Origin of the sequence: Paenibacillus sp. 23TSA30-6 (assembly GCF_014858585.1) — a bacterium.
Classification (GTDB): Bacteria; Bacillota; Bacilli; order Paenibacillales; family Paenibacillaceae; genus Paenibacillus.
Genome location: NZ_SLTL01000005.1, coordinates 18,716 through 38,965, shown reverse-complemented (window position 1 = coordinate 38,965; position 20,250 = coordinate 18,716). Strand labels below are relative to the sequence as shown.

The 20,250-nt window shown below is 43.4% G+C and carries 20 protein-coding genes; 7 read left to right on the top strand and 13 right to left on the bottom strand.

All coding sequences use genetic code 11. The features are described from left to right. Positions 1 to 2 precede the first annotated feature (2 nt). From E0698_RS06035 to E0698_RS06010, 6 genes are all read right to left on the bottom strand, one after another. Complete coding sequence (locus E0698_RS06035; protein WP_192510938.1) at positions 3 to 890, bottom strand: class I SAM-dependent methyltransferase; 888 nt, start codon at positions 888 to 890, stop codon at positions 3 to 5. A gap of 324 nt (positions 891 to 1,214) precedes the next feature. Continuing rightward, on the bottom strand, positions 1,215 to 1,592 hold the full coding sequence (locus tag E0698_RS06030; RefSeq protein ID WP_149094390.1) for a DMT family transporter: 378 nt from the start codon (positions 1,590 to 1,592) through the stop codon (positions 1,215 to 1,217). A gap of 303 nt (positions 1,593 to 1,895) precedes the next feature. Next, positions 1,896 to 2,852: an endo-1,4-beta-xylanase gene (locus tag E0698_RS06025; RefSeq protein ID WP_192510937.1), complete on the bottom strand. Its 957-nt coding sequence runs from the start codon at positions 2,850 to 2,852 to the stop codon at positions 1,896 to 1,898. A 188-nt stretch (positions 2,853 to 3,040) separates the two neighbouring features. After that, positions 3,041 to 3,355: a hypothetical protein gene (locus E0698_RS06020; RefSeq protein ID WP_192510936.1), complete on the bottom strand. Its 315-nt coding sequence runs from the start codon at positions 3,353 to 3,355 to the stop codon at positions 3,041 to 3,043. Positions 3,356 to 3,562: 207 nt separating this feature from the next. Next, entirely contained in the window at positions 3,563 to 4,501 is a 939-nt protein-coding gene (locus tag E0698_RS06015) for an alpha/beta hydrolase (RefSeq protein ID WP_192510935.1), read from the bottom strand. A gap of 24 nt (positions 4,502 to 4,525) precedes the next feature. Further along, the gene (locus tag E0698_RS06010; RefSeq protein ID WP_192510934.1) at positions 4,526 to 5,587 is read right to left on the bottom strand and encodes an LLM class flavin-dependent oxidoreductase; all 1,062 of its coding nucleotides are present in this window, start codon (positions 5,585 to 5,587) and stop codon (positions 4,526 to 4,528) included. 318 nt (positions 5,588 to 5,905) lie between these two features. On the opposite strand from E0698_RS06010, the gene E0698_RS06005 reads away from it, so the two are divergent. Continuing rightward, entirely contained in the window at positions 5,906 to 6,487 is a 582-nt protein-coding gene (locus E0698_RS06005) for a TetR/AcrR family transcriptional regulator (RefSeq protein WP_192510933.1), read from the top strand. A gap of 374 nt (positions 6,488 to 6,861) precedes the next feature. Here E0698_RS06005 and E0698_RS06000 read toward each other — a convergent pair whose 3' ends face one another. Together E0698_RS06000 and E0698_RS05995 are read right to left on the bottom strand one after the other, a co-directional pair. Then, positions 6,862 to 7,155: an alpha/beta-type small acid-soluble spore protein gene (locus E0698_RS06000; RefSeq protein WP_134911822.1), complete on the bottom strand. Its 294-nt coding sequence runs from the start codon at positions 7,153 to 7,155 to the stop codon at positions 6,862 to 6,864. Positions 7,156 to 7,551: 396 nt separating this feature from the next. Beyond that, the gene (locus E0698_RS05995) at positions 7,552 to 9,051 is read right to left on the bottom strand and encodes a malate:quinone oxidoreductase (protein WP_192510932.1); all 1,500 of its coding nucleotides are present in this window, start codon (positions 9,049 to 9,051) and stop codon (positions 7,552 to 7,554) included. A gap of 388 nt (positions 9,052 to 9,439) precedes the next feature. Here E0698_RS05995 and E0698_RS05990 point away from each other — a divergent pair, with 388 nt between their 5' ends. Beyond that, the gene (locus E0698_RS05990; protein WP_238353877.1) at positions 9,440 to 9,712 is read left to right on the top strand and encodes a hypothetical protein; all 273 of its coding nucleotides are present in this window, start codon (positions 9,440 to 9,442) and stop codon (positions 9,710 to 9,712) included. A 69-nt stretch (positions 9,713 to 9,781) separates the two neighbouring features. Further along, positions 9,782 to 11,227, top strand: a complete 1,446-nt coding sequence (locus E0698_RS05985; RefSeq protein ID WP_192510931.1) for a DEAD/DEAH box helicase — start codon at positions 9,782 to 9,784, stop codon at positions 11,225 to 11,227. 140 nt (positions 11,228 to 11,367) lie between these two features. On the opposite strand, the gene E0698_RS05980 is transcribed toward E0698_RS05985, so the two are convergent. Then, positions 11,368 to 12,003 (bottom strand): hypothetical protein, encoded by a 636-nt coding sequence (locus E0698_RS05980; RefSeq protein WP_192510930.1) that lies wholly within the window; start codon positions 12,001 to 12,003, stop codon positions 11,368 to 11,370. 316 nt (positions 12,004 to 12,319) lie between these two features. Between E0698_RS05980 and E0698_RS05975 the strand changes: the two genes are divergently transcribed. Both E0698_RS05975 and E0698_RS05970 read left to right on the top strand, forming a co-directional pair. Beyond that, a complete protein-coding gene (locus tag E0698_RS05975; RefSeq protein ID WP_192510929.1) occupies positions 12,320 to 13,207 on the top strand; it encodes a LysR family transcriptional regulator in 888 nt (295 codons plus the stop codon). An 85-nt stretch (positions 13,208 to 13,292) separates the two neighbouring features. Next, complete coding sequence (locus E0698_RS05970) at positions 13,293 to 14,240, top strand: NAD(P)H-binding protein (protein ID WP_238353876.1); 948 nt, start codon at positions 13,293 to 13,295, stop codon at positions 14,238 to 14,240. A gap of 179 nt (positions 14,241 to 14,419) precedes the next feature. Here the strand turns inward: E0698_RS05970 and E0698_RS05965 are convergent, their stop codons facing one another. Beyond that, complete coding sequence (locus E0698_RS05965; protein WP_192510928.1) at positions 14,420 to 14,881, bottom strand: phage tail protein; 462 nt, start codon at positions 14,879 to 14,881, stop codon at positions 14,420 to 14,422. A gap of 185 nt (positions 14,882 to 15,066) precedes the next feature. On the opposite strand from E0698_RS05965, the gene E0698_RS05960 reads away from it, so the two are divergent. Further along, positions 15,067 to 15,306, top strand: coding sequence for a hypothetical protein (locus E0698_RS05960; protein WP_192510927.1), 240 nt, complete (start codon positions 15,067 to 15,069; stop codon positions 15,304 to 15,306). A 405-nt stretch (positions 15,307 to 15,711) separates the two neighbouring features. On the opposite strand, the gene E0698_RS05955 is transcribed toward E0698_RS05960, so the two are convergent. Next, complete coding sequence (locus E0698_RS05955) at positions 15,712 to 17,418, bottom strand: CocE/NonD family hydrolase (RefSeq protein WP_192510926.1); 1,707 nt, start codon at positions 17,416 to 17,418, stop codon at positions 15,712 to 15,714. A gap of 457 nt (positions 17,419 to 17,875) precedes the next feature. On the opposite strand from E0698_RS05955, the gene E0698_RS05950 reads away from it, so the two are divergent. Next, positions 17,876 to 18,553: a TetR/AcrR family transcriptional regulator gene (locus E0698_RS05950; protein ID WP_192510925.1), complete on the top strand. Its 678-nt coding sequence runs from the start codon at positions 17,876 to 17,878 to the stop codon at positions 18,551 to 18,553. Between the two features lie 263 nt (positions 18,554 to 18,816). Here the strand turns inward: E0698_RS05950 and E0698_RS05945 are convergent, their stop codons facing one another. Both E0698_RS05945 and E0698_RS05940 read right to left on the bottom strand, forming a co-directional pair. After that, on the bottom strand, positions 18,817 to 19,350 hold the full coding sequence (locus tag E0698_RS05945) for a YceI family protein (protein ID WP_192510924.1): 534 nt from the start codon (positions 19,348 to 19,350) through the stop codon (positions 18,817 to 18,819). A gap of 227 nt (positions 19,351 to 19,577) precedes the next feature. Next, positions 19,578 to 20,114 carry a hypothetical protein gene (locus E0698_RS05940; protein WP_192510923.1) on the bottom strand — a complete coding sequence of 179 codons (537 nt, stop codon included), beginning with the start codon at positions 20,112 to 20,114 and terminating at the stop codon, positions 19,578 to 19,580. Between the last annotated feature and the right edge of the window lie 136 nt (positions 20,115 to 20,250).

The window sequence follows — 20,250 nt, the reverse complement described above, 5'->3', positions numbered from 1 at the left end:
GATTAATACATATGCTGATCCTTTATTCGGACCAGAACTTTACCAAAGCGTCCTCCTTGCTGAACAGGGATTCTCTTCCCTGCGTATGTCTTTCTTAAATAGGCTTCTGCTTTCTGTAGCGACTGTTCATCTGTTGGCATCCCGAAGAATGAGAACCAGCCTAATGTATGTTTTACCGCCTCGTCCACCGACATCATTACCGTTTGGGTTTCACGAGTAATCAGGGTTTGAAAAGAATAGCCATATATATTTAGTAGTTGGATGATATAGAACATATCCGAAGTTTGTACTGGATCTTCCTTGATTCCGACTACAGGGCGCAGTTCCTGAATCAGACTATGCTCCTTAGGTCCGGCAATCGTACTAATGTAACAAAACCGACTGGCACAGGCGAGCGCCTTCTCTACCATTTCCCAACCGAAAATGGCTGGACACATGGATGCAAACACCAGATCGAATTTGTTTTGCCATCCGTTCGTCTCAATAGACAACTCCTCAAATTGTTCCCGCACGATTTTAACGTTTCCCTTTATCGATGGCTTGATACTCTCCTCCATTAAGGCTGTCAACGGTACTGAAGGCTCAACGGCGGTAACATGGGCCCCTTCCTCTGCAAAAGGAATACTGAAGACACCGGAGGCAGCACCAATATCCAGGATAGAGGAGTCTTCAATGGTAACTCCCTGTGTCCTTAGCCATCCCATAATTCTGGCTGTTCTCTTTATTCCCTCTTCATTAAATGCCTGCTTGTGGAAGCTTCTTGCCCTTGCCATATCATCAAACGAATGAGCCGGTACCGTTCCCGCTCTAAGCATTCGATTTACACCGGCTTCCGGATCGTTTATCCAAGCAGCCTTCCATACTTCGGGATCAAATAAAGACTGGGTCATTAATTAGACTTCCCTTCTACTAAATAGATTTTAAAGTCTACTAATATCTACAATGATAAAAAATCATGTCATAAAAATTTAACCTGACGGTCCTTGTTGAACTCCTTAATCATAGAACTCTTTAATTATAGAACTCCCTCCTTCCGTATGGTGAATATGAAACACTCTACAATCGACATTATAGACTTATTATATCCTCAATTCAATCAAAAAAATTTAAATGACTAAAAATCATACCGTCACGCCGTGCGGAACAAGAACTTTCTCGACGAATGCCCTTATGCCTTCAAGCGTGTTTGTATCCTCGGCCCGAAAATCTTTATCTCATTTTTGAACGATTGGACTAGTTGCTTCTGTTGTAGCTTTTGCCTCACCATGTCCTGCACCAAATAGGTTCAGTACCACCACGCCAATAACAATTAAAGCAATACCTGCGATACTTCCTGTATTGATTTTTTCTTTCCAAATCAATACTGAAATAAGCGTTGTAGCAACAGCTCCTACACCTGACCAGATGGCATAAGTCATATTTAAAGGAAGCGTCTTAAGGGATAGGGAGATAAAGAAGAAAGAGATCACAAACGCAACAATTGTGAATAGAGTCGGATACAATCTGGTAAAACCTTCTGAAGCTTTAAGCATTGAAGTTCCAATAAGCTCACCAACAATAGAGATTGACAAAAAAGATAGGCCATTATTCATTCTCCTATATATGTCTTTAATTCTTTCATAATTTCTTGCCTCATTTGTTCATCTGGAGGAGCAAGCCCGAACATTTCCGCAAACCACAAATTATTTCAAGTGGGTTAAAGTTATGCATTTAGTAATTGCCAAGTGTGCTCTATATATTCGTGCATATAGGTTAAAAAGAAAAAAGCCTTGGGAGCACATCTTTTCACCCAAGGCTTAAGCTTTAAAGTCGCTCTACAAAAGACTTAGTCAAGTAAACGTCTCCCCCGCTCAGCAAAACTCCCACATCTGGGGTTTTTGGCATCGCCATTGGCACTAGCTGCCCAGATATTGTCTCAACCATTGGAGCGCGGGACGTTCCGAGCCGTTCGTATTCAGCAGATGTGTATTCGATATCCAGGTTTGCCCCTGGATGTATCCCCAGAACGTAACTCCCTTCACCGCGGAATGCTGCCATAATACCGGGAATTTCTCCTTGTATCTGGCAAGCTGGGTATTGTCATCACCGGTTATATCCAGTTCCGACACATAGATTGGCAATCCTGTTGCCGCTAACTTGTTCAGTACAGTGTTCATCGTGTTAACTGAGACAGTGTCCATGCTGAACTGGTGGCATTGAATGCCAATTCCGTCAATCAGGCCTCTACTCTTGAGCTGATTAATAATATTGACATATTGGTCGGTTAATGAAGGGTCGTTGATAATTCCATATTCATTTATAAGCAGCTTGGCATTTGGAAAAGCTTGTCTGGCCTGTTGGAACGACCATATTACCCAATCCCATCCGGTCGACCCGTCACCACCAATCGCATTGCGGAAGGACGGCTTCTGATGCAGTGGCTCATTCACCACATCTACAAACGCCGCATTCGGATAGCGCTGACCGGCAGCTTTAATCCACTGAGTCACTTCCGCCTTCTGATCAGCAGCCGACAGTCCGCCAATCCATCCTGGCTCCTGGGCGCCCCATACCAAGGTGTGAAACTTGAACGGAAATCCATTATTACGGGCATAGTTATAGGCGGTATCTGCCTGCGACCAGTTCATATTGTTACGGTTGCCTTCAACCGAGCCCCACTTGGTTGAATTCTCCGGCGTCACCTGATTCCAGTACGTTCCGTAACTAGGAGGGACACTGCCGGCAATGACATTCCCGAGGAATTTGTTTCCCTTCGCCAGACCAGCATCAGCCTGATTTACCAGAACAGAAGATAACAACACACCTGCCAACGCTAAACTGCTCACCAACTTGCCTACTTTAACTCTCAACATATAATCTCCTCCTCACACGTATTAGGTTTAATACCTCGAATTAAATAAGCGCTTACATTTACAATTATAATAATGAATGGTTATTTTTTGCTACATGTGAAAATAAAGATTTAACCCGAAAAACTTTACATCCTTTGCGGGACAGCCAAACATCTGCGATCCTTTGCTATACATCGTTTCAATTAAATCTAAGCGAAAAATTGCTTCTGCAGATTTAACTGAAGCCTATCGGCTGCCTGCTCTACATCCACGTGTACGATGACTGTCTCAGGCAGTTCGGTCTCAATGGCATGTGGTGCCGTTCCATCCACGATTCCTGCTTTTAAATTGTTTATAATTACTCCGTCCAACGAATCGTTATCCGCTGCGCAATGAAAAATCCATATCTCATAGCCTTGCTGTGCCATATGCTCTCCAATTTCTCGAATAAGCCTTGATTTCCCCGTACCAGGGCCTCCTTTTAAGACAAACAAACGTGTAATCCTTGAAATGACGAATTTCATTCCCTACCATCTTTGATAACTGAGGAATTTGCAAAAATCCAATAAGCGACTTTGAATGAACAATATATAGATCGAAATGGTCTAGCTCGTCTATATATTGTACTAGGGGGCGACAGGAATCGAATTTTGCAAAATCCTGAACTGTGTATTACAAAGGGGCTATCTCCCCAGTCGTTTCAGACCTTTGGAGACAGCTCCTTTAATAGTTTAAGGATTAAGCGCTCTTGCAATCGCGTCCACATAACCTTGGCTGGCAAGCTGGCTTACTTCTGCTTGCGGAACCATCCCTTCAAAGTTGTGGAATGTGCCGGGATACAGATGGAATTCGACGTCTACACCCGCTTGGGCAAGGCGCGTCGTATATTCAATCGTCTCATCTCGGAACAGATCGAGCTGGCCTACGCACGTATAGGTCGGCGGCAGGCCAGCCAAGTTTTCCGCTCTCGATGGCACCGCATATGGGGACACCTCGCTGTCTTCGGTACGATCGCCCAAGTACATGTTCCAGGCCGCCAAGTTGTTCGTCCGGTTCCATGGTGCATTATCGGCCGTAATTTCATGACTTGAGGCCGTAATATTGCGGTCATCGATCATCGGATACAGCGGCATTTGGAAAATGAGGGCTGGCCCGCCTTTGTCACGAGCCATTAAAGCAAGTGCTGCGGTCAGACCGCCGCCCCCGCTTGCACCGGCAATTGCGATGCGATCCAAGTCGATGCCCAGCAGCTCAGCTTCATCGGTCATCCACGTCAAAGCGGCATAACAGTCATCGATGGCAGCTGGGTAGGGATGCTCGGGAGCAAGTCGGTAATCGACCGATACGACGACGCATTTGGCCGCCTGCACGAAGCGTTCGCACAAAGCATCGTCCATATCAGGATGCCCCATCACATAGCCTCCCCCGTGAATCCACAGCATGGCCGGAAGCCTAACGTCAGTTCGCTGGGCAGGTTCGTAGATTTTGACTAATATCTCGCCTGCTACGCTCGGAATCATCCGGCTTGTCGTGCGTACGTGCTCCGACTGCTCAATGGGAGGACTCGACAAATAGCTTCTGCTCAGTTCTAAATTTTCTTCCAGTTGAAAGCCAGGAAATTGTGCGATTACCGACCTTAATTCTGGTAACAAACGATTTTCAAAATCCATGCGAATCACTCCTATGTTTGGATTTTATAATCTTTTTTCCGTCTCCGCTTCCCACTGGGCTATTTCCTTCCGAACTCGGGGTGCTACCTCTGTTCCCAGCAGCTCAATGGCCCTCATCACCTCGGCATGCGGCATCGTGCTTAACGGAACATACAGCATAAAGCGTGTAACGCCTACATGTTTGCGAAGGTGAATGATCTTCTGGGCAACAGTCTCAGGATCGCCAACATACAGCGCACCTTCAAAGCTGCGCGCGGCATCGTAGCTAGAACGATCATAATGCGCCCAGCCTCGCTCCCTGCCTAATCTATTCATACCTGCCATCGTAGAAGGGAAATATGTATCTGCAGCTCGTTCATTATTCACTCCGACAAATCCTATCGAGTGCGATCCAACCTTAAGCTGCGATTCGTCATGACCAGCGTGCGCTGCTGCTTTCTTATAAAGCTGGACAAGCGGTGCAAAATTCGTAGGATTTCCGCCAATGATCGCCAGCATCAAGGGCAGTCCTAACAGACCTGCACGGATAGCAGAATCCTGCCTGCCACCGCTGCCAACCCATATCGGTAAAGGATTCTGAACCGGTCGTGGATACACGCCCAAATTGTTAATCGCTGGCCGATGCCCGCCCTTCCAGGTTACTTTTTCGGACTCCCGTATTTTAAGGAGCAATTCCAAATGTTGTTCAAACAGTTCATCATAGTCATCCAAGTCATAGCCAAACAGTGGAAAAGATTCAATAAAGGAACCCCGGCCAGCCATAATCTCCGCACGTCCATTCGAAATACCATCCAGCGTAGCAAAATCCTGAAAAACGCGAACGGGATCAGCTGAAGAAAGCACTGTCACTGCACTGGTCAGCCGAATCCGTTTCGTCTGCGCTGCAGCCGCTGACAGCACAATTGCTGGTGAAGATGCCGAATAATCCTGCCGATGATGCTCACCTACCCCAAACACATCAAGTCCCACTTGATCAGCAAGGATAATTTCCTCGACAACTTCGCGCAATCGCTGTGCGTGACTTATCACTTCACCTGTCTGAACGTCAGGCTTTGTTTCTACAAACGAAGTAATACCTATCTCCATGGTCCATCTCTCCAATTCTAATAGCTTTCTTTGTATGCCAATTAAATACCGATAAAATATCATACTGATCGGTAAAATATTTTTCCCAGTAAATATAACTCATCAAAAAGAATAATGTCAATAAATTTAGTAAAAACACTTTGATTTATCTTCATATCGATATCTCCTCGGTGCGATAAACCAAACTGCATTTGACAATCTAACAGGCTAATTATAATATAATAACATACTAATTGGTACGCAAATAAAGACTCCTGTCAATTATGATCAGAGTCATTGAATTAAGAATAAAATCAAGAGTAATGAGAGGTATTGATTATGGGACGAATCCGCGAATTTGACGAAGAAAAAGTATTAGATGCAGCTATGCAAATATTTTGGGAGAAGGGATATGAGGCTACCTCATTAAGTGATTTAACTTCCAGAATGGAAATTCAACGCCCCAGTATATATTCAGCTTTTGGAGGCAAAAAAGAATTGTTCGAAGCTGCGCTGCGCAAATACATGATGTCCCGTGCTGCTCTGATCCGAACCAAACTTCAAAGCAACCCATCTGTAAAAGAAGCATTTAGAACTTTTTTTGAAGGTGTGGTCGAGGAGGAATATGCAGAAAACCCTAGAAAAGGATGCTTTTGCATCAATACAATGGTTGAACTTGCACCTCATGATGAGAAATTTGAAATTCTTACAAGGGAACATCAAATGTACCTATCGGTTATATTTCAAGAAACCATTGAACGAGGTATACAATCAGGCGAGCTTGAGATCGGGCTCGATGCGAAGGCTGTATCACAGGCGTTAGTCGTATCGTTAATTGGACTGACCGTAATGATAAAGTCTCGTCCAGAGCGATCCTTTATTGATAACACGATAAAGGTGACACTTACACTTCTTAAGTAATTTGGAGTGAATTCAATTTTTACGAATAGGAATCACTATACGGCAGTACAAAGGGCACCCGATCGGGTGCCCTTTCCAACTTCCACTTCTCATACTCCAACTTTAAGCCCTCTTGAGCGTAGGAGGATACGTCGTACTTTTCTCTTCATCCTCAGCCTTGTGAGCAAGCCGCTTTGGGTTGACTTCTTGACTAGAGCTGTATGATGAGTCCAAAGTTCATCCTTCGCCTATAGAGCAAGATGACTTCTGCAGTGTAATGGTGTCAATGCTTTCATAAGATGCAGCAGACACTTCAGAATTTGCTGTCAAAAAAGGCCATACGAATGTGATACAAACGATCATTACAATAGCTTTTTCCAATGCATGGCGTACTCCTAGTTGTCTTCAGGACTGTCCCTGTTCGCTAATTGCTCTTGGGCGAGACGGATCATTTCCCGAACCATGGAACCGCCAATTTTGCCGCCTACATGGCCCACTGATTCCGTAGTCAGACTGCCATTGTCACCTGGATGCAGAGGTACACCAAGCTCCTTAGCAACTTCGTATTTTACGTCGTCCGGATGATTCGGATCAACGGCATATCCTTCCTGCCTCATTACATCTGCTTTGAAAGCCTGCATTCCCTGTTCCACCCCTGGCACCGCATATTTCCTCCTTCTTCTTGCCATCTTGATGCACTCCCCTCGATGTCTTTTTCCCTAACATGCCCGGAAGCACAAAATTTCATCCCGCTTCCACTTCGGTGCAGGTTACAATCGTTGGTTGCTTCGGCAACGAAAAAGACTGAGAATCCTCTCAGTCTATATAGCATGCTAATCTAATCCTCTCATTGGCTATAAATAAACATCACTTTTTGCATTAAATCTGCGATCATTATTTTCACCTTAAACCGTTTGGTATGACACATTATCTGCATCTAAGGATAATATGGATAATTGAGCAAGGAAAGCACTGATACCGAAGGAAAGGTAAAAGTACGGTAAAAAGGATATATCAATATATCAACGAACTGCTTCTAAAGAAAGGAATACAAGCCCGAGATATCCTTGTTTCTACATCCAAAATTAACGATGAAGCGGTTCTTTTTCGCCCAAACCCAGCGCCTGCGTTGTGAAAGCATGAATTTCTTGGAAAAGCTCTGGGTTTTCCGCCAGTGACACGCCATGAGAAGGAATCATTTCTTTTATTTTCGGTTCCCACTCTTTCATATGTTGTGGGAAGCATCTTTCTAATACTTCCAGCATAACGTTAACAGCAGTAGAAGCACCCGGAGAAGCGCCGAGCAATGCAGCTATCGAGCCATCAGCGGCACTAACCACTTCCGTACCAAATTGAAGGGTGCCTTTACCGACCTCCGTATCTTTGATCACCTGCACACGTTGACCCGCTACCACGATCTCCCAGTCCTCGATATTGGCGTTCGGAATAAACTCGCGTAATTCTTCCAGGCGCTTTTCATTCGATAACATCATTTGCTGGATCAGGTATTTGGTCAACGCCATCTCTTTTACACCTGCTGCCAACATCGTGAAGAGGTTATTTGGTTTTATAGAATAGATCAGATCCAAATTTGAACCCGCTTTCAAGAACTTTGGTGAGAAGCCAGCAAACGGCCCAAACAACAGTGCTTTTTTGTCGCCGATATATCTTGTATCCAGATGCGGAACAGACATGGGAGGAGCACCAACCTTAGCTTTACCGTATACTTTTGCATGATGCTGCGCGACAACTTTAGGATTGTTACATACCATAAATAGTCCACTTACCGGGAATCCCCCAATATATTTGGACTCAGGAATACCGGTTTTTTGTAGTAAAGGCAGACTTCCGCCCCCACCGCCGATAAAGATGAATTTCGCAGTATGGTATTCGATTTTACCGTTATCAAGATTATGCACTTTGACTTCCCACGAGCCATCGCTCGTGCGTTTAATATCCTTAATACTATGCTTGTATTTGATCTCGACGTTTTTACTTTTTAAATGGTCAAACAACAAACGTGTTAAAGCACCAAAGTTGACATCTGTTCCCGAGTCGATTTTGGTTGCCGCGATCGGTTCATTCGATGTGCGGCCTTCCATGATCAGCGGAATCCATTCTTTCAGCTTTTCAGGGTCATCGGAAAATTCCATTCCTTGAAACAGAGAAACGTTTGATAGCGCTTTAAATCGCTTTTTTAAAAAAGATACATTTTTTTCTCCGCTTACCAAACTCATATGAGGTATTGACTTGATAAAGTCCTGCGGATTACGAATCAAATCGCTGTTTACAAGAAAAGACCAAAACTGTCTTGAGAGCTGAAACTGCTCATTAATGTTTACAGCTTTACTAATATCTATAGATCCGTCAGCTTTCTCGGATGTATAGTTCAGCTCGCAAAGTGCAGCATGGCCCGTACCCGCATTATTCCATTCGTTAGAGCTTTCTTCTCCTGCGTTTGCGAGTTTCTCAAACACTGTGATTTCCCATTCCGGTGCTAACTCTTTCAGCAATGATCCCAGAGTCGCGCTCATGACTCCGGCACCAATTAAGATAACGTCTGTTTTTTTCTGTATGTTGCTCATAAAAACCTTCCTTATCTCTTATATTTGCAAAAAAGAGCAGGCCCTCCTGCTTAGGTGATACAAGAAGAAGGCTCCACTCAGGAACATACCTTTTCTGTCTCTATTATAACTAGTTTATAGTCTTTTAAAAATTATATCGACTATTATCTACTAATTATAAACCATTTCGTTATGAAAAAAAAAAGTGATAAATCGCCCACAACTTATTATACAGGACTAATTCGACATTCCGCTCTACTATCCTTGTGGTACGGTTCACCGTACTTGCTTAACTAGTAAAGCGATGACCTGAGCCAAGGAGTCTCTTCATTTTTTCTTTTGTTGAGTCATCCAAAGGAATATTGATCGTAACTTGAAGGTCAACAGAGTCCCTGGCCTGGAAAGAAAGATGCCCAAAACGAAGAGAACCAACAATTGGAACCAAACAGCTCTAGTAGTCATTGATCTTCAAAAATGGATTGGTAATCAGTACCTCCCTATTCTGCCGAGCAGGTCATTGCCAACTCAGCCAAACGGGGCTAATCAGTTTCGTGACCAAGAGGCATTTGTGGCACTCGTGCATGTCGCTTGGGATACAATCACTGCGATGTCTGTAACGGCAAGCTTGGGGGAATCATTGATATGTATTAGAGTGAACCTGAATATAGAGTATACTATATGAGTATAAGTTCGATACACGATGACATTCTATATGTATAGGTATTCAAATACAGCGCAGAAGAGGTTGAAAATGAGTCAAAAGCATTTTTCAGATTACCCATTAAGTGAAGAAATTGTACGAGCGCTGAATAGCTTGGGTTATGAGACGCCCACCGAAATTCAGACGGAAGTCATTCCAGTTGCGCTTGAAAAGAAGGATCTTGTCGCCAAATCGCAAACAGGTAGCGGCAAAACAGCGGCATATGGTATTCCACTTTGCGAGTTAGTAGATTGGAATGAGAATAAACCCCAAGCTTTAATCCTGACGCCAACCCGTGAACTCGCATTACAGGTCACCGAAGACATCACGAATATTGGACGCTTTAAGCGGATAAAAGCAACGCCCCTTTATGGCAAACATCCTTTTCATATACAAAAGGCCGAGTTAAAGCAAAGAACGCATGTCGCTGTAGGTACGCCAGGACGTGTACTGGACCATATTGAACGAGGCACGCTATCGTTAGATCGGATTGCCTATCTCGTGATTGATGAGGCTGACGAAATGCTGAATATGGGCTTTATCGAGCAAGTTCAGTCCATCATCCAGGCTCTGCCTGATGACAGGGTTACGATGTTATTCTCCGCTACTTTTCCTGAAGATGTAGCCAAACTGTCGCGTAAATATATGAACAATCCTGTTGAAATTGAAATAAAAGCGACTGGTATAACGACAGCCACGATTGATCACTCTCTTATCCAGGTGAACGAATCGGACAAGCTGGCACTGCTGCAAGATCTGCTCATTGTTGAGAATCCTGACAGTTGTATTATTTTCTGTCGTACGCAGGAGAATGTAGATACATTATTCAGAGCATTGGCTGATCTCGAATATCCATGTGACCGGATTCATGGTGGAATGGAGCAGGATGAGCGATTCGAGGTGATGAATGCGTTCAGAAGGGGGCAATTCCGTTACTTGATCGCAACAGATGTTGCCGCAAGGGGGATCGACATCACCAATATCACCCATGTCATTAACTACGATATTCCCCTTGAGAAGGAAAGCTATGTTCATCGCACGGGACGTACGGGACGTGCAGGCAAGACAGGGAAAGCCATTACCCTGGTCACTCCTAAGGATAGCAAACGATTAGCCGATATTGAAGCATATATTGGATTCGCTATTCCGAAAGTAAAAGCTCCCTCAGAAGAGGCTGTGGATCTCCGTAGAGAAGATTTTGAACAGAAGTTACATGTCAGAACTGAACTCAAAAAAGATAAGCGCGAGCAATTAAACCAACAGATTATGAAGCTGAACTTCAATGGCGGCAAGAAGAAGAAACTCAGAGCTGTCGACTTTGTTGGGACAATCGCTAAGCTGGACGGGGTAAGCGCAGACGATATCGGGATTATTACGATTCTTGATAATGTGACAGATGTTGAGATTCTGAATGGCAAGGGCCCACTGGTACTGGAGATTATGAAGAATACGACCGTAAAAGGCAAGCTGTTAAAGGTGCGTAAGGGGAATAGGTAGAAGCTACACGGCATGAAAAATGGCTGAAAGCAATTCAGTGGATGTGAATCTTTAACCACGGAGAGATCACCTTTTTTGAATAGAGGTCGATCTCTCTTTGGGCTGTTTTTCCGATGCGGGGTAGATATTCAATCATTCTGTCATTGTTCAGCATCTAGCTTCCCTTCCCGCACAAGAAGATGAAGAACACGTTCCACCATTTTTCCCAGCGGTATAATTAGCGCTTGGTTCACGATTCTGAGCTCTTCATGCACAGACAATAGGGCAGCCTTCTTAAGAAATGGGTTTGATATTAGATTGGGATGGGTTCCGTTATAATTTTTCTTCGCAACGAAAACCGGAAACCGGAACAAAGAAGTGGTATGCAGCAACCCCCGATGCTCCTGAAACAATTCTCCGCAGGACGATATGTTCAACTGCCGATGAAGATCAAGTGCATTAAGCATGTCGATCAAATGGATTCTCATTGTTCCCGCGAAATTTGCTGCTTCTTTCGCTTTTCTACATACCTCCTCATCTGAAAGGCCCTTTTCCAGGCCTGCTTTTGCTTCTTGTATAGCTATTCTCATTTGTCTCCAACCGGGCGTTAGCCCAATAATGACCACCTTGGCAGAAGGATTAATGTACTCATTATGCGGCGCGTAGTACATTTCAAGGAGCCCATTGCGCTCCATTAAAAAATCATCAACCAGCAGGTCTTCTTTGGATAGCAATGTAGCCTTGGGGAGTAAAAGCATCGCCTGTTTATACTTTTTTAAATGATTAGAAATAAGCATACTATCTTCCCCCTACTCCGTTCAATGAACTTGCAGTTATTTGTGATAAGGTTTATCTTATCCGTTTTTAGGATAAACTCGGATGCTCCGGTACATTAACAACGGGTCAGCAGATACACAAGTTCACATTTTGCATGTCTGCTTGGCGTGTCTAAGAATCTGTAAGCGTGATATCTTTACTTAGCAACGCGCGCCAATAAGCTGACATTACCTCCAAATTATGAACCGCCGGTTTGCCATTAACATTAGGGTATGCTGGCTTGAATTTATGGCGGGAACGTAAGGTATAATAAATTTCATACAATTGGAGGTACACATGAATCTAAAAAGGGTAAAATATTTTATAGATCTCGTTGAATGTAGAAACTTTACAGAAACAGCAAAGAAAAATTTTGTATCGCAGACTACAATTAGCCAACAAATTGCCGCACTTGAGAATGAGTTCAACATTCAGTTAATTGACAGAAAACAAATTCCGATTGAACCCACAAAAGCGGGATGGCTGTTTTATGCAGAGGCCGTCGTGCTCTGGAAGCAATATAATCATATGAAAACAAGCATGGAAAATTTCCAGAAAAATAATACCCAACTATTGAGCATCGAATATGCTGCGATCACAGATATCCAAAGCTTGTTAAAATTCATTCCTTCATTTAAAGAAAATCATCCAAAGATTAAACTTGAATTAAATAAAGTATTGCTAAAGGATATCGCTGAGTATCTGCAAAAAGGAATATATGACGTGGCCGTTGCCTTTGACTCAGAGTTTAAAGGGAAAGAGGAAATCCTAACCCATACATTATATAGCGGACGATACTACGCGGCTGTAAGTAAACAACATCCCCTCTTCTGTTTTGAATCCATCTCAAAGGATCAATTATATAAGTATCCGCTTGTTATGCTGAATCCAATGGTTATTGGAGACTCCTATTATTTAATGATTCAACATGCCATGGAAGATGGTTATCAGCCCAACATCCTTCGAACCGCAGATGATGTCGAGACAGAGCTGTTTTATATCATTACAGAGAATTTAATTGGCTTTTTTCCAGATAACTATGATCTTGCTGACCTGAAGGAAGAGGTCCGATTCATTCCCATACATGATTCACACCATACTTTTAAAATCGAAATAGGCTACTTAAAAAATAATTCTAATCCGGCCTTATACTCATTCCTGCAACAAATACAAAATTCGTTTTAGCAATAGCCCATAAGTTTTTTGTGTTATACATTGTTATTTTTTTCACATAATATATAAGTGTAGATCATTTCAGCAGGGAGTGACGATGAGCATGGGTAAGTTATTATTAACCGGTGTAGATGGCAATCTGGGCAGACAAGCGGCTGAATATTTATTAAAAATAGTGGAAAAAGACCAAATTATTTTTTGCGCATATGATCCAGCATCTTTACAAGAATATGCAGATCAAGGCATTGAAACGCATGTGACCAATTTTAATAAAATAGACGGTCTTGCAAAAGCTTTTGCTAATGCAGATAAGCTTGCTTTAATCTCCATGCCTTTTGTGGGGGTAAAACGCCAAAATGCACACAAAAACGTCGTCGATGCGGCGAAAGAAGCTGGAGTAAAGCAAATCATTTATACTTCATTGGTTAATGCGGCTGATGAATCCAATCCAAGTGTTGAGAAACTGGACCATGTATATACCGAAGATTATATCAAAAGTGTCGGGTTAGATTATATTTTCCTGCGTAATTCGCAATATGCGGAAGCCATGGTTACCAATTACTTCACCTATGTGAAGTCTGACGGCGTGTTGAAAAATAACCAGGGTGACGGCAAGATGGCCTATATCTCACGGAAAGATTGTGCAAAGGCTGTCGCTTATGCATTAGCAGCAAGCAATTATCATGAGGCGATATTAAATATAAATGGCCCTGAATTAATAACAATGTCCGACTTTATCAAGATTGGAAATGAAGTAACGGGTCATCATATTGCCTACAAGCAGATCACGGATGAAGAAAACTACGCCATATTTGATGCAATGGGTGTTCCCAGAACAACGGATGGCAAATTTGCGGAGGACTCCGAAGCCCCCTTCTCTTCTGAAGGTATGGTTACCTTTGGACAAGCTATTCGCTTAGGGAAAATGGATATATTTACGGACGACTTTAAAAAGCTGACGGGCCAATATCCCGTAACGGTGAAATATATGTTTGAACATGTGAATGAGTACCAAGTGGGGGAAAGACACTCCAAAGATAATTAATCCAAGTCATGATAAATTTTGCGGAGAGATCAGAAGCTGATTTACGTCCGAAGAGTGGGCTGCCTGTATCGGCAAGATTTAGGGCCATCCTTTTGTGGGATAGCCCTTTCTTTGATCTCGCATCTTTTTTTGCAAATAGAAAAAGTGGATGGATTTCTCCAATTGCGCTTTTGCTTACTTTAATATTCTCCTTTAATTACAAAAAACGAACCCCGAATCGTTCCTGCTAGTTTTGACTTCTGCCTAGCAAACTTAAACTTCCCTTCTAACTCCTTTGGTACCTCCATCCCCTCAGAAAGCTTAAAACCAACGGCTCGCTTCTTAGGGTCATCAACCGTATACATGACGTTGACCTCAAGACCATCCTCATAAAAGACGTAAGCAAATTTAATATTTTCCACTTGAAAACGTGACGTTTCTAAAGGTTTGGCCGCAAACTCAATATCACGCTCTTTCAGAATTCGGTTCACATAATCAAGGGTCTCCTGGCTTTCACTAGCTGAAACAACCGTAAATTCATGCTTGTATTTGTTCATAAAGTAACGGGCTTCATTAGCACGCAAACCAGCAAGCGCTTCTACTACAGGTGAAGACTCTAAGCCAACCGTAGACACATTATTAAAATCAACGATATAGGACATTTCCATCTCTCCTTTTATCTCATTATTCCCAAAAAAACTTGCTGCTATTTATGTTACGGTTCTGCGCTCACAACTTACTGGTACACTCCTCCGCCGTTATCACGTAGAAACTCATCTGTTTACATTTTATGGATAATACTGTATATATTCAAAGCCAATATGAAAGACAGAAAAGGAGGATCTGCATGCACAGAGTGATCAAAATCAGATTTACGCTCTTTTACGGTGAAGCGCCTGAAGCAAAATGTTACGGGTACATGGAGTTGAATCAGGATGGCAATATGATCGCGCTCTACAATAGGTACGGTGAGGAAATAGACATGTATGGACAACACGAATTTGTTAGGATACGGACACTTGGCAAATGTGATGACGAAGACCGTGATCATTTTTATTCATTGTTAGAAAGTGATGGTGTAGGATAATTTGCACGATAGGCTGACGATTCCGTTGCCAAGGCACTACGGAAAGTCAGCCTTTTGATTTTATTTTGCCTTGTAGAGTTGAGCGGCACGTTATCATAGTCCCCAAATCTCATCTTGTCAAGAAATAATGTGCGAATGAGCGACATAGTGGGGGAGCCCCCCTTATGCCTTCGAAATATGAATGAATTTCTGAGTATGATGAGCGACTTCGCTTTTTCCAATTCAGCCCGCTTCACTTAGAATGATCTTCAGGCGATGTGGGATAAGCGATATACAAACAATGGACGGAACGTAATGAACAATCGGGAGGTAGAAGATGGACACTATCGGAAGCTGTTCTGGAGTCGGCTGGCTTTTAGTATTTGAAAATCATGGGCGTTGGGAAGTATGTCAACTTGAACTCAGTTAGGGTATGATCGACAGCAACAAATAAGAATCAAATTCATCCCCTGTATATAGAGTAATGTCTGCATCCCAAACCCTGTCATCCCCCGTCTGAGTCAGCAGTGCGCAGCCACTTTGATTCTGGCTTCCAATTTCCAGGAGCAATCGGTTTCCTTTAGCTACAACAATTGCGCTATCCCATATCTCAATATCCAAGCAATAGACTTCTCCTGGAACCAGCTTTTGAACCTCATCGAAGGTGTAATAAGGCTTATACTCCGTGGATAATTCATCATCAGTTTTACGTAAGGAAGCGCGCAGCCAGCCCTGGCTAATTGGGAATTTCTCTGTTAGTGCTCCTGAGTTAACGACCTCATTGCCTAGTGAGTCAATATTTCGCAAAGATACGAAAATGTCCATATCATCTGTAGTTGACGATGCCCACAAACGGAGCTTGATAGGCCCGAGAATTTCTGTTTCGTTATCAAACGGATCGGTTTCAAACAGAACACGCTTTGAATTGTTTTCCTCTCTCGAGAATTCTTTCACCATAAAAGGCTTTGACCAGTGCTTTGACTCGCACTCCTTATCGCCTTCATAGCAAAGCTGGGCCTTGGCTTGCGGAGGCTCTTGCGAAAGCAGATTCGAGCTTGCATCAAGGTAAAAGCGGGTCCATTGGGTGCGCTTAAGCGGATACTCGTTCTCGTAGCGCCATGTGTAGTTATTGCCTCCGCGAGGAATGGCAAGCTTCACTTTCGGTTCCCTCATTATGCCAGTATCGAGTCCTTTAAGCCAATAATCCAGAAATTTTTTCTGCAGTTCCCGACCCTGAGCGGTGTAAAATGCGCCAACATGGCTCCCGATATGTACTTCAAGCCACTTGTGCTCTGATACCGCATTCTGAAAACCCAGGAAATTTCCACGGGTATGCATTCCGGCGCTAAACCAGTTGCTTGCGGATAATAAAGGCACCTCTACTTTACTCAAATCAGAAAATCGATTCGTCCACGATTGATCACGTAATGGATTGTTTTTTACCATCTCCGGGAAATCAGCGCGATTGGCTTGCAATTGTTCTTCCGAGAATTTTCCATCGGGATTGTATTGATGCGCCAAAACTCCGTTCTTCCACCAGAATGAAAGAAAACCGTTCGCCTGGATTCCGCCCGGGTAACAGAATTCTGCATAATAATCTACTGTACCTTCCCAAGGTATGATACAAGCTAAATGAGGAGGTTGTTCGGATGCCACGGCCCATTGACTCATAGCCAAATAGGAGATGCCCAGCAGCCCTATCTTTCCATTGCTCCATAGTTGCGTTCCAGCCCATTCGATTGCATCATAATAATCCTTCTTCAAAGCATTTGATAATATATCCAGCTTTCCTGGAGAATTACCGATACCACGTTCATCTACTCGCAAGACAGTATAGCCTTGTGGCACCCAAAATTCAGGATTTGGTGTTTCCCAACTAATTAAGGGCCCTTTATCCTGCGAGTGTGTATATTCTATTGCGATCGTTGGATTAGCAGGAGCAAATTGCGAGAAATGCAGATCCTTTCCATACGGACACATCGTCATGATTACTGGAAAACTCCCATCCACATTAGGCTGATAAAGATTTGCGGCGAGATAATTCCCGTCTCTCATAGGAATCTGTACTTCTTTCCAAGTAAGTTCATAAAAGTGATTACTTCTTTCGTTAATGTCGATAGGTAGTGGATTCATAGCTTGCCTCCATTTGATAGTTTTTCTTCAAACCAGTCAATCAATAAGCAGCGTGCTTCTGTATCCTGTTCAATCGCATTGTGAACTTTCCCTGGATATACTACTAGGCTCTTATCCTTGCTGGAAACCTCGTCATAGAACTGTTTAATTCCATTAACATCAAACAGGATATCTCCTAGGTCTCTTTCTGATTTCTTGCAAGTGGATTCACTCCCTCCAATAATTATTCAGAAAAGTTTTAGTACAAATGTACTAAAACCAGTATATTCCTGCAAATGCAGTAATTCAACTCTGGCCTTTATTGGGAATGGCATTATTGGCTGAGGATTTTCGCAAATTATCTCTCGAATTCTTCCGTATTCTTAATCAAGCTACTTATTTCAGCTTGAAGGAACAATTTATGATATAATGCTTTTGATTTCAAGTGCATAGCACAAACGCTCTAAAGGAGATAGACATGGATATTAATTTAAGAGATAAGATCCTTGAGACTTCAATTGAATTATTTAATAAAAAAGGATATGCATATGTAACATTGAGGGATATTTCCGATGCGTTAAATATAAGTCCTGGTAATTTGACATACTATTTCAAAAAAAAACATGATCTTATGATCGGTGTTATGGCAATGCAGTATGAAGAATACCAAAACTTAAATTTCTCAGCGGAGGTTTCTATCGAAGGGCTAAATCAGCAGTTTTTAATTCTTAATGCATTCCGTAAAAAATATTTCTTTTATTTCTCCAGTTTTACAGAATTGCCTAAGTTGTATCCGGAGATAGCTAAAATGCAAATTAAGGTTGTTAATGATTTCTATACGCTTTTTACCAACATATTTAAGGGGTTTATTAATAAAGGAATTATGAAAGAAGAATTATATGCCGGGCAATATGAAGATTTGTCTATTTCTTTACTATCGATAAATATGTATGGCACACAGGAAATAATTCTTCTCCAAAAATTTCTTCCAAAGCTGAAAAATATCTTGTCCATCCTATGGAGCCTTATACTGCCTCATCTAACCAAAGAAGGAATGGCCATGTATTGTCGGATAACGCAGGTTGATAAAACTCTTCCCCCCAAGCTATGCTACAAGCCAGATCAATCGGGTGGAGGCTTGGAAGGCTCAACATGAGGCCGCCAAGGCATCTACGATCTGACTAAACACACGGCAAGGCCGAAGTCAGTCTCAACTTCCCGGTGGGCTTATTGAACAAGTGACTCGTAAGTATTACGAGTCACTTGGCTTGGGGGTGGCTTATGATGTCTACTTTGAAATTGGGGCCATTCTCCAAACCTAAAAACTCGCCCCTACTTATGATACGGTTCACCGCCATTTTTGTAACGGCAAGTTTTTGAATAAGGACCATCCCGATAAAAGGATGACCTTTAGGATTGCTAATCTATTCTAATTGCCTCGATATAAAGCTCGATTCTCACTTCATTTCCGACGACAATCCCACCCTTTTCCAGATGCGAGTTGAATGTCAAGCCAAATTCATTGCGTTCGATACTGGCTGTTGAATGAAATCCTACACGTTCCCGGCCGCGAGGGTCTTTGTTTAGTCCTTCAAAAACGGTATGAAAAGTGATGGGTTTTGTTACTCCATGCAGAGTTAGATTGCCCGTAAGCTCATATTGCCTTTCGCCAGCAAGGACGCATCTGGTGCTTTGAAACGTAATGGTTGGATACTTGGCTGCATGAAGGAAGTCGTCGCTCTTCAGGTGTTCATCTCGTTGCGATTGGCGAGTTGTGATACTATTTGCATCTATGGAAGCCTGAATACCCATGGTTGTTAAATCGTTGGGGTCAAAACTCAAGATCGCTTGGAAATGCTCGAATACTCCTTTAATTCTACTAATCATTAAATGCGTCACCGAAAACTCAACGGAACTGTGGTCCGGATCCACTTCCCAATTGATATTGCTCATAAATAAATTCCACCTCTATGATAAGATTTTGAGAAAGGTCGCCCCCTCTCCAAACACTGCGCTATTCGCATACTCCTAATGTACAAAAAAGCTACTGACAACGGGATGTCAGTAGCTTTTTTGCATTTTAATTGGCTTCCTCGTAAATCCGATTTCGAATGTTCAGGCTCCGCCACGTCATAATTAAATCGAAGGTGAGCCAGGGCTTAAAGTCCGCAGGTATACGATTATTCGTTATCCGGCGTGGCCGGACCGGCCGGGGGCATCAAGCCTTGAACGGCGCCGAGAAACGGGCGAATGGACTTGATCATGCCGTAGCCCATCTTCACGACCGGGACAAATTTCTGGATCATGCCGAACAGCCGCAGGCCGCCGCCGAGCATACCGCCAAGCCCTCCTGCGCCCGCAGTGGCGCCGCCAAGCCCGCCCAGGCCTCCGAACAGCGAGCCCATCATCGGCAGGAATGCAGACACCTTGGCGTCCGGCTTGCGGGAGCGCGAACGGCCAGACGGTTTACGCGCGCCGCTTCTCCGGTTGCCGAGACGGGCGCTCGGGGCATGCGAACCGGCTCTGCGTTTGAGAGATCGGGAGTCTTGCTTCCCGGAAGAAGCGCGTGGGGAGACTCCCGCGCTGGCAAGTACCAACCCACCGTAATTAACGTCGGTGATGTAGCCGACGTAAGTCTCTCCGCTGTGCAGGGTGACATAGACCGGACGGCCCTGAAATTTCTTAGCCCGTGCACGCATCTCTTTCGATTGTGCCATGGAAGTTCACCTCGCTCACTGATTATAATTCAGTTTACGCCAGGGGCGGGCTGCCTGCTTGTGCGAATGGGGCATGCGCACGCCAAAAATCGCTTGATGGGCTTGTCGTCATCGGGGCTTTAGCCTGCTCAAAACG

Bases quoted from the DNA above. Each gene is read 5' to 3' on its own strand.
- E0698_RS06035 (WP_192510938.1), bottom strand. From the start codon at position 890: ATGACCCAGTCTTTATTTGATCCCGAAGTATGGAAGGCTGCTTGGATA.
- E0698_RS06030 (WP_149094390.1), bottom strand. From the start codon at position 1,592: ATGAATAATGGCCTATCTTTTTTGTCAATCTCTATTGTTGGTGAGCTT.
- E0698_RS06025 (WP_192510937.1), bottom strand. From the start codon at position 2,852: ATGTTGAGAGTTAAAGTAGGCAAGTTGGTGAGCAGTTTAGCGTTGGCA.
- E0698_RS06020 (WP_192510936.1), bottom strand. From the start codon at position 3,355: ATGAAATTCGTCATTTCAAGGATTACACGTTTGTTTGTCTTAAAAGGA.
- E0698_RS06015 (WP_192510935.1), bottom strand. From the start codon at position 4,501: ATGGATTTTGAAAATCGTTTGTTACCAGAATTAAGGTCGGTAATCGCA.
- E0698_RS06010 (WP_192510934.1), bottom strand. From the start codon at position 5,587: ATGGAGATAGGTATTACTTCGTTTGTAGAAACAAAGCCTGACGTTCAG.
- E0698_RS06005 (WP_192510933.1), top strand. From the start codon at position 5,906: ATGGGACGAATCCGCGAATTTGACGAAGAAAAAGTATTAGATGCAGCT.
- E0698_RS06000 (WP_134911822.1), bottom strand. From the start codon at position 7,155: ATGGCAAGAAGAAGGAGGAAATATGCGGTGCCAGGGGTGGAACAGGGA.
- E0698_RS05995 (WP_192510932.1), bottom strand. From the start codon at position 9,051: ATGAGCAACATACAGAAAAAAACAGACGTTATCTTAATTGGTGCCGGA.
- E0698_RS05990 (WP_238353877.1), top strand. From the start codon at position 9,440: ATGCCCAAAACGAAGAGAACCAACAATTGGAACCAAACAGCTCTAGTA.
- E0698_RS05985 (WP_192510931.1), top strand. From the start codon at position 9,782: ATGAGTCAAAAGCATTTTTCAGATTACCCATTAAGTGAAGAAATTGTA.
- E0698_RS05980 (WP_192510930.1), bottom strand. From the start codon at position 12,003: ATGCTTATTTCTAATCATTTAAAAAAGTATAAACAGGCGATGCTTTTA.
- E0698_RS05975 (WP_192510929.1), top strand. From the start codon at position 12,320: ATGAATCTAAAAAGGGTAAAATATTTTATAGATCTCGTTGAATGTAGA.
- E0698_RS05970 (WP_238353876.1), top strand. From the start codon at position 13,293: ATGAGCATGGGTAAGTTATTATTAACCGGTGTAGATGGCAATCTGGGC.
- E0698_RS05965 (WP_192510928.1), bottom strand. From the start codon at position 14,881: ATGTCCTATATCGTTGATTTTAATAATGTGTCTACGGTTGGCTTAGAG.
- E0698_RS05960 (WP_192510927.1), top strand. From the start codon at position 15,067: ATGCACAGAGTGATCAAAATCAGATTTACGCTCTTTTACGGTGAAGCG.
- E0698_RS05955 (WP_192510926.1), bottom strand. From the start codon at position 17,418: ATGAATCCACTACCTATCGACATTAACGAAAGAAGTAATCACTTTTAT.
- E0698_RS05950 (WP_192510925.1), top strand. From the start codon at position 17,876: ATGGATATTAATTTAAGAGATAAGATCCTTGAGACTTCAATTGAATTA.
- E0698_RS05945 (WP_192510924.1), bottom strand. From the start codon at position 19,350: ATGAGCAATATCAATTGGGAAGTGGATCCGGACCACAGTTCCGTTGAG.
- E0698_RS05940 (WP_192510923.1), bottom strand. From the start codon at position 20,114: ATGGCACAATCGAAAGAGATGCGTGCACGGGCTAAGAAATTTCAGGGC.